We start from the raw sequence: 12,893 nt of genomic DNA on the forward strand, positions 1-12,893 counted from the left end.
CTGTCCCCATCCCCCCTCACCGCTCCTCAATCAAAATCTCCCGTTTCCCCACATGGTTCGCCGCCGTAATCACGCTGTGTTCCTCCATCTGCTCCACCAGTTTCGCGGCCTTGTTATAGCCGATCCCCAGTTTGCGCTGGATATAGGAGGTGGAGCATTTGCGGTCGCGGGCGACGATGGCGACGGCCTGGTCGTAGAGGCTGTCGTCCAGCCCGTCGCCGCCAAGACCCAGAAGGCTGTCGATCTCGGAGGCGTTCTCGTCCTCCGGACCTTCGACGACGCCGGACATGTATTCCGGCGGGCCGAAGCTCTTCAGGTGGGCGACGATTTCCTCGACCTCTTCATCCGACACGAAAGGCCCGTGGATGCGCGTGATCTTAGCGCCGCCGGCCATGTAGAGCATGTCGCCCATGCCCAGAAGCTGCTCGGCCCCCTGTTCGCCCAGGATGGTGCGGCTGTCGATGCGGGAGGTGACCTGGAAGGAGATCCGGGTCGGGAAGTTGGCCTTGATCGTGCCGGTGATCACGTCCACAGACGGCCGCTGGGTCGCCATGATCAGGTGGATGCCCGAGGCGCGGGCCATCTGGGCCAGACGCTGGATGCAGGCCTCGATCTCCTTGCCCGCGACCATCATCAGGTCGGCCATTTCGTCGACGACAACCACGATATAGGGCAGGGTGACCGGGGCGAATTCGTCGGTCTCGAACACAGGCTCGCCGGTGTCTTCGTCGAAGCCGGTCTGGAAGGTGCGCTTGAACATCTCGTTCTTGGCCAGCGCCTCGCGGACGCGGCCGTTGTAGCCCTCGATGTTGCGCACGCCCATCTTGGACATCTTGCGGTAGCGGTCCTCCATTTCCGAGACCACCCATTTCAGCGCCACGACGGCCTTCTTCGGGTCGGTCACCACGGGGGACAGAAGGTGCGGGATGCCGTCATAGACGGAGAGTTCCAGCATCTTCGGGTCGATCATGATCAGCCGGCATTCATCCGGCGTCAGCTTGTAGAGGAGCGACAGGATCATCGTGTTGATCGCCACCGACTTGCCCGAACCGGTGGTCCCGGCGATCAGCAGGTGGGGCATCTTGGCGAGGTTGGCGATGATCGGCTCGCCCGCGATGTCCTTGCCAAGCGCCAGCGGCAGGCGCAGGCCTGAATCGCCGAACTCCCGCGCCGAGAGGATCTCGCGCAGCACGACCTTTTCGCGCACGGCATTGGGCAGTTCGATGCCGATCACGGTGCGGCCCGGCACGGTGGAGACGCGGGCGGACAGGGCAGACATCGAGCGGGCGATGTCGTCCGACAGGCCGATCACGCGGCTGGCCTTCAGGCCGGGCGCCGGTTCCAGCTCGTATTGGGTGACGACCGGGCCGGGACGGACGGCGACGATCTCGCCGCGCACGCCGTAATCGTCCAGCACCGATTCCAGCATCCGGGCGTTTTCTTCCAGTGCCTCGGTCGACAGCGGGTTGCGCACGATGGTCGAGGGCGAGGCCAGAAGCCCGAGCGGCGGCAGTTCATAGGCCGAGGTTGCCTTGTCGTCGAACATCATCCGCGGCTGTTCTTCCGCAATCGCCTGCCGCGAGGGCGCCGGCTTCTTGATCGCGGGCTGGACCAGCGGGGCGGCCGGGCGGCGTTCGGCCACGATCGGCGCGCGCGGGGCAGGGGGCGTGGGCAGGACGGGCGCCATGACCGGAGCGGGAGAGAAGTCGTCGTCCTCATCAGCCCAGGCGGCGGCGATCGGCAGTTCCTCTTCGTCCCAGGCTTCGGGGATATGGGGCGAGGTGACCGGCGGTTCGCTGATCCGCAGGCCGGGTTGCTGCACCGGGGTGCGCGGCGTCACCGGGCCGGGGCGGGTGTCGGCGACCAGGGGCGCACGGGTCACGGCGGGGCGGGCGGTCACGGCGCGGACGGCCGCCATCGCCGCCGTCACGGCAGGCTCGCGGCGCTGGATCGCGGCGGTGATCGGCGAGAGGTTCGCCTCGGGCTCGCCGCTGCGCGAACGGATCACCGAAGAGATGCGGGCCTTGATGCGGTCCTCGGTCGGGGCGGGCTGGTCGGCGAAGAGCGGCGGTTCGATCAGCTCGTGTTCGGGCTCGACCTCGCGCCGCATCAGGGCGGGCAGGCGGGCCAGAAGGCTGGTGCGCTCTTTCGGCGGGGCATATTCGGCGGCTTCGGGCTGCGGGCGCGGATCGGCGCGCAGGATGGCGGGGCGGTTACCGGTCTCAGCCCGGGTCTGGTAGGGGGCGGGGGCATAGAGAACCTCGTCCTCCTCCTCTTCCGCCTCGACCATGCGGGCGGTGCCGATGGCGGCGGCGCGGGCCGCCTGTTTGGCGGCCTGGCGGGCGGTGTAGTCGAGGGCGGCGCGTTCGGCGCTGGTGGCGCGGCGTTCCTTCCAGCGGCTGCCCAGCGATTGCGCGGCCAGGACCGAGCCTTGCGCCGATTTGCCAAGGGCGGCCATCAGGCCGGAATAGGCCACGACCAGACCGAGGGCGAGAAAGCCCGCGATCAGCATGAGTTCCCGCATGTTGAAGCCGGTGACGAACAAGAGCATCGCAATGAAGGCCACGGCGACGATCAGGCTCAACAGTTTCAGCGCGATGACGGCGCTGCCCGGCATGATGCCCAGAAGCGAGGCGAGGATCGTGTCGCCGAAAAGCCCGCCCAGCCCGAAGGAATGCGGCCAGTGCAGGCCCGGCACCAGGGTCGCGGCATAGACCGAACCCAAGGCAATCGCGATCACGGCAAAGACCACGCGGGATACGGCGCGGTCAGCCCCCTGATGGCTGGCAAAGCGCACGCCCCAGGCCAGAAGCACCGCCGGAATCCCCCAGGCGCCAAGCCCGCCCACCGTCATCAGCGTCGAGGAGATCGCAGCCCCGATCCGGCCCAGCACGTTATGCGCCGGCTGGTTGGTCGCCACCATCCAGCCCGGATCATCGGGCGAATAGGACACCAGCATCAGCGCGAAGGCCGCCGCCACCGCAATCAGGAACAGGCCGAACAGCTCGCGCCCCCGGCGTTCCAGCATGGCTTGAACCCGTTGATCCAGAAGGGGATCGCGCTGACGTGCTTGGTAGGATGCCATGTTCTTCCCTCAACCGTAGAGGCAGTCACGCAGCTTGATCAGCCCGTGCTGCATTTCTTCTTTGGGGGCCACCAGAGCGACCCGGATATAGGTTTTGCCGGGGTTGAACCCCTTGTAATCACGCGAAAGATAGGCGCCGGGCAGAACCCGCACGCCGGTCTCTTGCCACAGCTTCAAAGCCGCTGCCTCGCCATCCTCGACGGGCAGCCAGAGGAAGAAGCCGCCCTCGGGCAGATCAAAGCCCTGCAGGCCAGAGAAGACCTCGGCCGCGACGCGGAACTTTTCATGGTAGAGCGCGCGGCTCGCCTCGACATGGGCCTCGTCGGCCCAGGCGGCCTCGGACACGCGCTGGATCGGCAGGGGCAGGGGGGCGCCCGCGAAAGAGCGCAGCTTGCGGATCTGGGCGATGCCCTGCGCGCCGCCGGCCACGAAGCCTGACCGCAGACCCGGCAGGTTCGAGCGTTTGGACAGCGAATGGAAGGTGAAGACCCGCTCCGGATCGGCCCCGACCTCGGCCGCGACCTGCAGGATGCCGGGCGGCGGCGCGGTGCGCCAGACCTCGGAATAGCATTCGTCGGCGAAGACCTTGAAATCGTGCTTCTCGGCCAGGCGCAGCAGGGTGGCCCAATAGTCCCGGCTCGCCACCGCGCCCTGCGGATTGGCGGGCGAGCAAAGGTAGGCGACGGTCACCCGGTCCAGGATCTCGGGCGAGAGGCCGGCGTAATCGGGCAGAAAGCCGGTGGCGGCGGTGGCGGGCACATAGATCGGCTCGGCGCCCGCCGTGGCGGCGGCCACGGCATAGACTTGGTAGAACGGGTTCGGGATCAGGAAAGCCGGCACCTTGCCGTTCTTGACCTCGGGCGAGACGGCGATCGCGGCGTTGAACAGGCCTTCCCGCGTGCCGTTCAGCGCCATGATCCGGTCCTCGGCCAGGCTCACGCCATAGCGCCGCCCGATCCAGCCCGAGATGGCGGCCAGAAGCTCCGGCGTGCCGTCGTTCGGCGGATAAACCGCAAAGCCCGAGATGTTGGCCGCCAGAATCGGGGCCACGAAATCCGGCATCGGATGACGCGGCTCGCCGATGGTCATGGCAACGGGCGCGCCGCCCGGCGCGTGACTGTCCAACAGCTTCCGCAAACGCGGAAACGCATAATCCGGCAGGTTGGAATACCGCTCTGGAAACGCCATGATGCCTCTGCCCTCGGGGTCGTATCGCCCCGTTTTCCCCAAGGTAGCCGCAGGCGCGGGCGGGGTCCAGAAAAACCTAAGCCGTGGTTGGGGTTGTGCGGTGTTATTGTGGCAAAATGGTTGCGGTGAAGGCGGCGGATCTCCGCCGTCGCCGCGTAAAACCAAGAGCTTGCGGGACGGTTCGGCCCGCCTTCAGCTCAAGGCGCGCTCTGCCGCGGCGCCCAGCCGCAACAGCCGCGCCTCCTGCCCCGGACCCACCATGAAGGAGATGCCGCAAGAGGGCTGGCTGGTCGGCAGGGTCAGCACCGCCTGATCCAGCAAATTGCCGATCCGCGTGTTGCGCAGGGCCATGAGGTTTTCGGTGACGTAATAGTCATGGTCGGTCATCAGCCGGTTGGCATGGGGCGGCAGGATGGCCGAGGTCGGCAGGATCACCGCGTCATAGCCCCGGCTCCGCTCGGCCCAAAGCGCGCGCAGCTGCATCAGGCGGCGTCGGGCGGCGATATGGTCGGCGGCAGAGGTCTCTGCCCCGGTCCGGAAGCGTTCGAGGATGCGCGGGAACATCTTCTCCGGCGCGGCCTCGATCACCTCGCGCCAGATCGCATAGGCCTCTGGCGTGACCAGAACACCGGCGAGCGACAGGGTCTCGCTCACTTCCGGGGCGGTCAGAACCGTCACCGCGGCCCCGGCGCGGGTCAGGCGGGCCACGGCATCCTCGAAACCCTTGGCGGGGGCGGGGCGCAGGCCTTCCATCGCTGCGGTCTCCAGCACGGCGAGGCGGAGGCCGGCAAGGCTCGCCCCCTCCAGATCCGGCGCGCGCCGCCCCTCCAGCAGGCCCAGCAGCAGGGCGCAATCCTCGACCGTGCGGGCCAGCGGTCCCACGGTGTCAAAGCTTTCGCACAAGGGCACAACCCCTTGCAAAGACAGGCGTCCATGCGTGGTCTTCAGCCCGACCAGATCGTTCCAGGCCGCCGGAATCCGCACTGATCCGCCGGTGTCCGACCCGATCCCCGCCGGGGCCAGCCCGAAGGCGATCGAGGCCGCACAGCCCGAGGACGAGCCCCCCGGCACCGCCTGATCGTCGTTCACACACGGCGGCGTCGCCGTCACCGGGTTCAGCCCGAGGCCGGAAAACGCCAGCTCCGACATATGGGTTTTGCCCAGGCAGACCGAGCCGAGCAGCGTCGCCGTCTGCAAGACCTGCGCATCCTTCACCGGCACCCGGTTCTTCAGCAGCGCCGACCCCGCCTCGGTCGCCGAATCCGCACTGTCGAAGAGATCCTTCCAGGACAGGGGCACGCCATCCAGCACATGCCGCCGCAGGCCCGATTTGGCGCGCGCGGCGGCCGACATCGCCTCACCCCGGGCGCGGTCGGCGGTGGTGCGGGCATAGATCCGCTCGCCCACCGGACTGGCGGTAATGGCGTCGAGGAAGAACTCGGTCAGCTCCACCGGGTTGATCTTGCCCGCCTCGATGTCGCGGCCCAGGTCGGCTGCGCTCATATGGCTCCAAATGCCGCTCATTGCGGGCCTCCGTCCTGCCTGTTTTGTCGTCGGGCGCAGGCTAGGGCAGGGAGCGGCAAAGGGGAAGGGGCGCATGGACAATTCGCGCCCCTGCGGCGATGATGGGCGGATGAAACAGGATGCGGATATCGTGATCGTGGGCGGCGGGCTGAACGGCCCCGCCCTGGCTTTGGCGCTCGCCGGGGCCGGGCTGTCGGTGGTCGTCGTCGACGCGCGCCCGGCGCAGGCCAGGGCCGAGGTCGGCTTTGACGGCCGGGCCTATGCGCTGGCCCTCGCCTCGCAGCGCCTGCTGGCGGCGGTGGGCGTCTGGCCGGGGCTGGTGGCCCAGCCGATCCTGAAGGTCGTGGCCTCGGACGGCAGGGCGGGCGAGGGCGCCTCGCCCTTCGCCCTGCGCTTCGATGCGGCCGAGATCGAAGAGGGCCCGATGGGCTTCATGGTCGAGGACCGCCACCTCTACGCCGCCTTCCTCGCCGCGATGGAGGCCGAGCCCGCCATCACCCTCCTGCCCGGCGAAAGCGTCGTGGCTCAGGGCACGGGGTCCGTGACCCTCGCCTCGGGCCGGGTTTTGCAGGCCCGCCTTGTGGTCGGCTGCGACGGGCGCAATTCCGGCACCGCCACCCGCGCCGGGATCAGGCGGCAGGGCTGGTCCTATGGCCAGACCGCGCTGGTCACCGCCATCGCCCATGACCTTCCGCACCAGGGCACCGCGCATCAGTTCTTCATGCCCGGCGGCCCGCTCGCCATCCTGCCGCTGGCCGGTGGCCACCATTCCTCCATCGTCTGGAGCGAGCGTGACGCCGTCGCCGCCGAGATCGCCGCCCTGGACAATTCCGCCTTTCTGGATGCCCTGCGCCCGCGCTTTGGCGATTTCCTTGGCGAAATCCAACTTGCGGGCATCCGCTTCACCTATCCGCTCAGCCTGTCGCTGGCTGAAAGCTTCGTGGCGCCCCGCCTGGCGCTGGTCGGCGATGCGGCGCATGGCGTCCACCCCTTGGCGGGGCAGGGCCTCAACCTCGGCCTGCGCGATGTCGCGGCCCTGGCAGAGGTGCTGGTGACGGCAGAGCGGCGGGGCGAGGATATCGGCGCCATCGACGTGCTCGAACGCTACCAAAGCTGGCGCCGCTTCGACACGACGGCCATGGCGCTCGGCATGGATGCGATCAACCGCCTCTTCTCCAACGACAACCCTTTGCTGCGCGGCGCCCGCGACCTCGGCCTCGGCCTCGTCAATGCGCTGCCCGCCCTGCGCCGCGGCTTCATCCGCCAGGCCGCCGGCCTCACCGGCACGCAGCCAAGGCTGCTGACCGGCCAGCGCCTCTGATTTGCGCTTTGCCGCACCACTCCCGCCGGAGGCATCCCGAGCCGGTTGGCCGCAGGCCAGAGGCGAGATAAAAGCCTTGCGCTGAAAGCGCGCCTTTTGTTCCACCGCTCCCGCAGGACCGCCGCTTGTTGGGGTTGACTTCGCCCCCTCGCGGCGTTCTATCGCTGCCAGTTCCATCAAGCCTCGCAAAGGGGATGCCTATGCACGCCTACCGCAGCCACACCTGCAACGATCTCACCTCCGCCAATGTCGGGGAAAATGTCCGCCTGTCGGGTTGGGTCCATCGGGTGCGCGATCATGGCGGGGTGCTGTTCATCGACCTGCGCGATCACTACGGCATCACCCAGATCCTCGCCGACAGCGACAGCCCGGCCTTTGCCGAGATCGAAAAGCTGCGCTCGGAATGGGTCGTGCGGATCGACGGCCGCGTCAAGCAGCGCGACGCCTCCCTCGTGAACCCCAAACTTCCGACCGGCGAGATCGAGGTCTATGCCACCGGTCTCACCATCCTGGGCGAGGCCGCCGATCTGCCGATGCCGGTCTTCGGAGAGGTCGACTATCCGGAAGAAACCCGCCTCACCTACCGCTTCCTCGACCTGCGCCGCGAAAAGCTGCACAAGAACATGATGCTGCGGTCGAACGTCGTGCGCGATCTGCGCAACCGGATGTGGGATCAGGGCTTCAACGAGTTCCAGACCCCGATCATCACCGCCTCTTCCCCCGAAGGCGCGCGCGACTTCCTGGTGCCCTCACGCCTGCATCCGGGCAAGTTCTATGCCCTGCCGCAGGCGCCGCAGCAGTTCAAGCAGTTGATCATGGTCGCCGGTTTCGACCGCTATTTCCAGATTGCCCCCTGCTTCCGCGACGAAGACCCGCGCGCCGACCGCAGCCCCACCGACTTCTACCAGCTCGACGTCGAGATGAGCTTTGTCGAGCAGGAGGACGTCTTCGCCGCCGTCCAGCCGGTGATCCAGGGCATGTTCCAGAAATTCCGCCCCGATTGCACCGTGCCGTCGGACTGGCCGCGCATCGCCTACCGGGATTCGCTCCTCTGGTACGGCTCCGACAAGCCCGACCTGCGCAACCCGATCAAGATGCAGATCGTCTCCGACCACTTCCGCGGCTCGGGCTTTGCCGTCTTCGCGAAGCTTCTGGAGCAGGAAGGCACCGAAGTCCGCGCCATTCCCGCGCCCAAGGGTCCGAAGGGTGAACCGGTCGGCCGCAAGTTCTGCGACCGGATGAACGCCTTCGCCCAAAAGGAAGGCCTGCCGGGCATGGGCTATATCTTCTGGCGCGAGGCCGAGAACGGCTCGGGCATGGAAGCCGCAGGTCCGCTTGCCAAGAACATCGGCCCCGAACGGACCGAGGCGATCCGCCTGCAACTCGGCCTCGGCCTTGGCGATGCCGCCTTCTTCCTTGGCGGCAAGCCCGAGGCCTTCCAGGCCTTCGCCGGCAAGGCCCGCAACGAGATCGGGCGCGAACTGGGCCTCGCGGAAACCAACACTTTCCGCTTCGCCTGGATCGTCGATTTCCCGATGTACGAGAAGACCGACGAGGGCAAGATCGACTTCTCCCACAACCCCTTCTCGATGCCGCAGGGGGGCCTCGAGGCGCTGAACGGCGACCCGCTCAGCGTCTATGCCTATCAATATGACCTTGCCTGCAACGGCTACGAACTCATCTCGGGCGGCATCCGCAACCACAAGCCCGAGATCATGTACAAGGCCTTCGAACTCGCCGGCTATCCGAACTCGGAAGTCGACAAGCGCTTTGGCGGCATGGTCAAGGCCTTCAAATACGGCGCCCCGCCGCACGGCGGCTGTGCCATGGGGATCGACCGGGCGGTGATGCTGCTGGCCGACGAGATGAACATCCGCGAGGTCATCATGTTCCCGATGAACCAGCGCGCCGAAGACCTCTTGATGGGGGCGCCGTCCGAGCCCTTGAACGAACAGCTGCGCGAACTCCGCCTGCGCGTGGTGCCGAAAGACTGAGCGACTGGACAAGAGGGCAGGGCAGAGCCACTTTCAGCGCGGAGGTGACGATGCGTCCTGCCCTTTTTCCGACTGGACGGCGATGAACTCGCCGTTTTTTAGCGCCTCGGTGCCGGTGTTCCGGCATTACCTGTCGCGGGTGCAGGACATCATCGAATTTGCCGGGCCCGGGCTTCTGTCCGCCCGCATCGCCGACACCTTTCCCGCCGGCCAGCAATTCGCCACCGCCGCAGGCTTTGCCCTGCGCATCGCCTGCCCATTGGCGGGGCGCGAAGTGCCGGACCTGCCGCAGGCCCTCGCCCCCCGACTGGCCGTGGCGCGTGCGACCCTGGGCGCGATGCGGCCCGAGGAATTTGCCGGGGCCGAGGCCCGGCGCTTTCGCCATGTCGCGGGCACGGCCGAATTGGACCAGAGCGCGGAGGAGTTCCTTTACCTCTTCGGCCTGCCCAATTTCTTCTTCCACCTGACCCTCGGCTATGCCGCCTTGCGCGCCACGGGGCTGGAACTGGGCAAGGCCGATTTCGACGGGCTGCACAGCTATCCCGTGGGCTTTCGTTTCGAGGACTGACAGGGCATAGTCCGCCAAAAGAGGTGTGACATGGCCAAAGAATTCGGATTTCCCCTGCCTGACTGGCAGCCCCCGGCCCGCCCCGAGGGCGAGACGCTGACGGGGACTTACGTCCAGCTGGAACGGATGGACCCCGATGCCCATGCCGCCGACCTGTTCCGCGCCTATTCCGGCCAGGATCAGGTCTGGGATTATCTGCCCTATGGGCCCTTCTCCTCGGCCTCGGCCTATCACCGCTGGGCCAAGGAAAGTGCGACCGGCGCCGATCCGCTGTTCTATGTGCTGCGCAACCGCGCCACCGGCCATTGCGGCGGCGTCGCCTCCTATCTGCGCATCACGCCCGAAGCGGGGTCGATCGAGGTCGGCCATATCAACCTCGCGCCCGAAATCGCAGGCTCGCGCGCCTCGACCGAGGCGATGTATCTGATGATGGATTGGGCCTTCCGCGCCGGATACCGCCGTTATGAATGGAAATGCGACGCCCTGAACCTGCCCTCGCGCCGGGCGGCGCAGCGGCTGGGGTTTTCCTTTGAAGGCGTGTTCCGCCAGGCCACGGTCTACCGCCAGCGCAACCGCGACACGGCGTGGTTTTCGATCATCGACAAGGAATGGCCCGCGATGCGCGAGGCCTATGCCGCCTGGCTCGCCCCTGCCAATTTCGATGCCGCGGGGAGGCAGAAGGAAAGCCTCGCCGATCTGACCGGGCTGGTGCGGGCGGCCTCGGACCCGGCGCTTGGCTAGGGCCACGATTTTTCTGCGAAAAATCAGTGCCTTGCGCTCAATCGAGGCGAAAGACCTTGTCGCGTGAGGTGGCGCCCTTGATCAGGGTCAGCCGCGATTTGGCGACGCCAAGCGCCTGGGCCAGAAGTTCGGCCACGGCGGCATTGGCGCGGCCGTCCTCGGGCGCCACGGTGACGGTGGCGCGCAAGGCGCCCTCTGGCGTGTCGCTCAGCGTGGTCTTGCGGGCGCGCGGCGTCACATGAAGGGCGAAGGTCGCGCCCGGCAGGGCGCGGGCGGACCAGGCGCCCTTGGGCGGAAGATCGGGGGACGGGGGCAAAGCTGGGCCTTTCTGCAAGGAGGGCAGGATAACCGCGGCGCAGGGCGACGGAAAGCCAGGCTGCTTGACGTTCCACCCCTGCCGGGCCAAGCCTGTACCAAACGGAGTTTTCGATGCCTGTTCCAAATCCTGAAGCCTTTGCCTTTCTCGCCAAGCGCCGCTCGCACCCGGCCAAGTTCTTTGCCCCCGGCGGCGCCGTGCCCGACCGTGCCGCGCTGGAGCCGATCCTGACCGCCGCCCTGCGCGTCCCCGACCATGGCAAGCTGGAGCCCTGGCGGCTGATCGTCCTGTCCGGTGCGGCGATGGCAAGGCTGGGTGATCTGGCCGTGGCCCGGGCAGCGGCGCTGGGTGGTGATGCCGAGATGGCCGCCAAGGGGCGCGCGATCTATGACACGAGCAAGCTTGCCGTGGCGGTGATCTCTTCGCCCAAGGCCTCGCCCAAGGTGCCCGAGGTGGAACAGCGCGCCTCGGCCCATGCGCTGTGCATGAACCTGGTGAATGCGGCCGAGGCTTCGGGTTGGGGCGCCTGCTGGCTGACCGGCTGGCCCGCGCATGATGCGACCTGGGCTGCCGAGGCCTTCGGCTGCAGCGGGGCCGAGCTTGTCGCCGGCATCGTCCATATCGGCACGCCGGGCCCCGAGGCACCCGACCGCCCCCGCCCGCAGATCGACCGCATCGTCAGCTGGGAGGCGTAACTGGTTTTCTCCTGCTTCTTTGCCGCCCTTGGCCAATTGTCGGACCCGCGCTTTCTGCGCGTGGTCTGGCAGGGCGTGGCGCTGGCCTTCGGATTGCTGTTCGCGATCTTCCTCGTCCTGCTCGGCCTCATCGAATGGTGGGTGCCGGGGCAGGCCTCCTTGCCCTTGATCGGGCCGATCGGCGGCATCGGCTGGGCGGCGGGCATCGGGGTCGCCCTTCTGATGCTGGCCGCTTCGGTCTTTCTGATGGTGCCGGTCGCCTCGGCCTTCTCGGCGCTGTTTCTCGAACAGGTGGCCGAGGCGGTCGAGGCCGTCCATTACCCCGGCCCGCCCGGCCGCACCCTGGGCCTTTGGGAGGGGATCACCGAGGGCGCGGGACTTCTTTTGCTGATGATCGTGGTCAACCTCGCGGCGCTGGCCCTGTCCATCTTCGTCGGCCCCCTGGCGCCGCTTTTGTTCATGGCGGTCAATGGCTGGCTTCTGGGGCGGGAGTATTTCCTGCTCGCCGCCCTGCGCCATATGGAGCGCGAGGCGGCGCGGGCCTTCATGGCGCGCAACATCGGGCAGGTCTGGCTGGCGGGCACGCTGATGGCGGCGCCGCTGTCGCTGCCGCTCGTCAATCTTTTCGTGCCGGTGCTGGGGGCTGCGACCTTCACCCACCTGTTCCAGCGGCTAAGCCAGGTTCAGCGCTGATCACAGCTTGACGCGCGGCACCAGTCCGAAAAAGTCGGTGTCATAGGGGCTGATCCAGCCCGACATGATCACGCCGCACATCAGCGCCCAAAGGACCAGCGTGATCAGCGTCGTCACCTTGGCCTTGCGGCGGATCTGCGGGTCGGTCGGCGCCGAGGCGGCGCTGCCTGGCACCACCGTGCCCGAGGCGGCCTGGCTGGTCTGGCGCATCGGCAGGATGCAGAGGAAGACCATGAACCAGGTGACGGAAAACAGGACGATGGCGCCGGTGATGGTCATGGCTCAGGCCTGTTCCAGCTCGATCAAGGTGCCGGTGAAGTCCTTCGGGTGGAGGAACAGCACCGGCTTGCCATGGGCGCCGATCTTCGGCTCGCCCGTGCCCAGAACCCGGGCACCCTCGGCCCGCAGGTGGTCGCGCGCGGCGAGGATGTCGGAGACCTCATAGCAGATATGGTGGATGCCGCCCGAGGGGTTCTTTTCCAGAAAGCCCGCGATGGGAGAGTTCTCGCCCAGCGGGGTCAGCAGTTCGATCTTGGTGTTGGGCAGGGTGATGAAGACCACCGTCACGCCATGCGCCGGTTCGTCCTGCGGCGCGCCGACATCGGCCCCGAGGGCGCCGGCGTAAAGTTTCGAGGCCGCCGCCAGATCGGGCACGGCGATGGCAACATGGTTCAGGCGACCGATCATGTGTTCCTCCGGCATTTTCCCCGGTTATGGGGGTTGAGGCATGGCACGGCAAGGGGGCGCGCCTTGGTGCGGCTGCGGCTG

The 12,893-nt window shown here is 67.5% G+C and carries 12 protein-coding genes; 6 read left to right on the forward strand and 6 right to left on the reverse strand.

Annotated elements, in window-relative coordinates; all coding sequences use genetic code 11:
- Nucleotides 1-16: 16 nt before the first annotated feature.
- The 3 genes from AC1DZT_RS07700 to AC1DZT_RS07710 all read right to left on the reverse strand — a co-directional run bounded on the left by AC1DZT_RS07700 (nt 17) and on the right by AC1DZT_RS07710 (nt 5,797).
- Entirely contained in the window at nt 17-3,085 is a 3,069-nt protein-coding gene (locus AC1DZT_RS07700) for a DNA translocase FtsK (RefSeq protein ID WP_478006036.1), read from the reverse strand.
- A 9-nt stretch (nt 3,086-3,094) separates the two neighbouring features.
- Entirely contained in the window at nt 3,095-4,273 is a 1,179-nt protein-coding gene (locus AC1DZT_RS07705) for an aminotransferase class I/II-fold pyridoxal phosphate-dependent enzyme (RefSeq protein ID WP_478006037.1), read from the reverse strand.
- 192 nt (nt 4,274-4,465) lie between these two features.
- On the reverse strand, nt 4,466-5,797 hold the full coding sequence (locus AC1DZT_RS07710; protein ID WP_478006038.1) for an amidase: 1,332 nt from the start codon (nt 5,795-5,797) through the stop codon (nt 4,466-4,468).
- Between the two features lie 109 nt (nt 5,798-5,906).
- Between AC1DZT_RS07710 and AC1DZT_RS07715 the strand changes: the two genes are divergently transcribed.
- From AC1DZT_RS07715 to AC1DZT_RS07730, 4 genes are all read left to right on the forward strand, one after another.
- Nucleotides 5,907-7,118: a UbiH/UbiF/VisC/COQ6 family ubiquinone biosynthesis hydroxylase gene (locus tag AC1DZT_RS07715; protein WP_478006294.1), complete on the forward strand. Its 1,212-nt coding sequence runs from the start codon at nt 5,907-5,909 to the stop codon at nt 7,116-7,118.
- A gap of 200 nt (nt 7,119-7,318) precedes the next feature.
- A complete protein-coding gene (aspS, locus tag AC1DZT_RS07720; RefSeq protein ID WP_478006039.1) occupies nt 7,319-9,112 on the forward strand; it encodes an aspartate--tRNA ligase in 1,794 nt (597 codons plus the stop codon).
- Nucleotides 9,113-9,194: 82 nt separating this feature from the next.
- Nucleotides 9,195-9,680 carry a DUF1993 family protein gene (locus AC1DZT_RS07725; RefSeq protein WP_478006040.1) on the forward strand — a complete coding sequence of 162 codons (486 nt, stop codon included), beginning with the start codon at nt 9,195-9,197 and terminating at the stop codon, nt 9,678-9,680.
- A gap of 30 nt (nt 9,681-9,710) precedes the next feature.
- Nucleotides 9,711-10,421: a GNAT family N-acetyltransferase gene (locus AC1DZT_RS07730; protein ID WP_478006041.1), complete on the forward strand. Its 711-nt coding sequence runs from the start codon at nt 9,711-9,713 to the stop codon at nt 10,419-10,421.
- A 37-nt stretch (nt 10,422-10,458) separates the two neighbouring features.
- On the opposite strand, the gene AC1DZT_RS07735 is transcribed toward AC1DZT_RS07730, so the two are convergent.
- Nucleotides 10,459-10,737 carry a DUF167 domain-containing protein gene (locus AC1DZT_RS07735; RefSeq protein WP_478006042.1) on the reverse strand — a complete coding sequence of 93 codons (279 nt, stop codon included), beginning with the start codon at nt 10,735-10,737 and terminating at the stop codon, nt 10,459-10,461.
- Nucleotides 10,738-10,850: 113 nt separating this feature from the next.
- Between AC1DZT_RS07735 and AC1DZT_RS07740 the strand changes: the two genes are divergently transcribed.
- Together AC1DZT_RS07740 and AC1DZT_RS07745 are read left to right on the forward strand one after the other, a co-directional pair.
- Nucleotides 10,851-11,432, forward strand: a complete 582-nt coding sequence (locus AC1DZT_RS07740) for a nitroreductase family protein (protein WP_478006043.1) — start codon at nt 10,851-10,853, stop codon at nt 11,430-11,432.
- Nucleotides 11,433-12,125 (forward strand): EI24 domain-containing protein, encoded by a 693-nt coding sequence (locus AC1DZT_RS07745; RefSeq protein WP_478006295.1) that lies wholly within the window; start codon nt 11,433-11,435, stop codon nt 12,123-12,125. It begins immediately after the preceding gene.
- On the opposite strand, the gene AC1DZT_RS07750 is transcribed toward AC1DZT_RS07745, so the two are convergent.
- Complete coding sequence (locus tag AC1DZT_RS07750; RefSeq protein ID WP_478006044.1) at nt 12,126-12,404, reverse strand: DUF1467 family protein; 279 nt, start codon at nt 12,402-12,404, stop codon at nt 12,126-12,128.
- Between the two features lie 3 nt (nt 12,405-12,407).
- Entirely contained in the window at nt 12,408-12,812 is a 405-nt protein-coding gene (gene mce / locus AC1DZT_RS07755; protein ID WP_478006045.1) for a methylmalonyl-CoA epimerase, read from the reverse strand.
- Between the last annotated feature and the right edge of the window lie 81 nt (nt 12,813-12,893).

It is taken from the genome of Rhodobacter sp. P1_C2 (genome assembly GCF_056406375.1).

Bases quoted from the DNA above. Each gene is read 5' to 3' on its own strand.
- AC1DZT_RS07700 (WP_478006036.1), bottom strand. From the start codon at position 3,085: ATGGCATCCTACCAAGCACGTCAGCGCGATCCCCTTCTGGATCAACGG.
- AC1DZT_RS07705 (WP_478006037.1), bottom strand. From the start codon at position 4,273: ATGGCGTTTCCAGAGCGGTATTCCAACCTGCCGGATTATGCGTTTCCG.
- AC1DZT_RS07710 (WP_478006038.1), bottom strand. From the start codon at position 5,797: ATGAGCGGCATTTGGAGCCATATGAGCGCAGCCGACCTGGGCCGCGAC.
- AC1DZT_RS07715 (WP_478006294.1), top strand. From the start codon at position 5,907: ATGAAACAGGATGCGGATATCGTGATCGTGGGCGGCGGGCTGAACGGC.
- aspS (WP_478006039.1), top strand. From the start codon at position 7,319: ATGCACGCCTACCGCAGCCACACCTGCAACGATCTCACCTCCGCCAAT.
- AC1DZT_RS07725 (WP_478006040.1), top strand. From the start codon at position 9,195: ATGAACTCGCCGTTTTTTAGCGCCTCGGTGCCGGTGTTCCGGCATTAC.
- AC1DZT_RS07730 (WP_478006041.1), top strand. From the start codon at position 9,711: ATGGCCAAAGAATTCGGATTTCCCCTGCCTGACTGGCAGCCCCCGGCC.
- AC1DZT_RS07740 (WP_478006043.1), top strand. From the start codon at position 10,851: ATGCCTGTTCCAAATCCTGAAGCCTTTGCCTTTCTCGCCAAGCGCCGC.
- AC1DZT_RS07750 (WP_478006044.1), bottom strand. From the start codon at position 12,404: ATGACCATCACCGGCGCCATCGTCCTGTTTTCCGTCACCTGGTTCATG.
- mce (WP_478006045.1), bottom strand. From the start codon at position 12,812: ATGATCGGTCGCCTGAACCATGTTGCCATCGCCGTGCCCGATCTGGCG.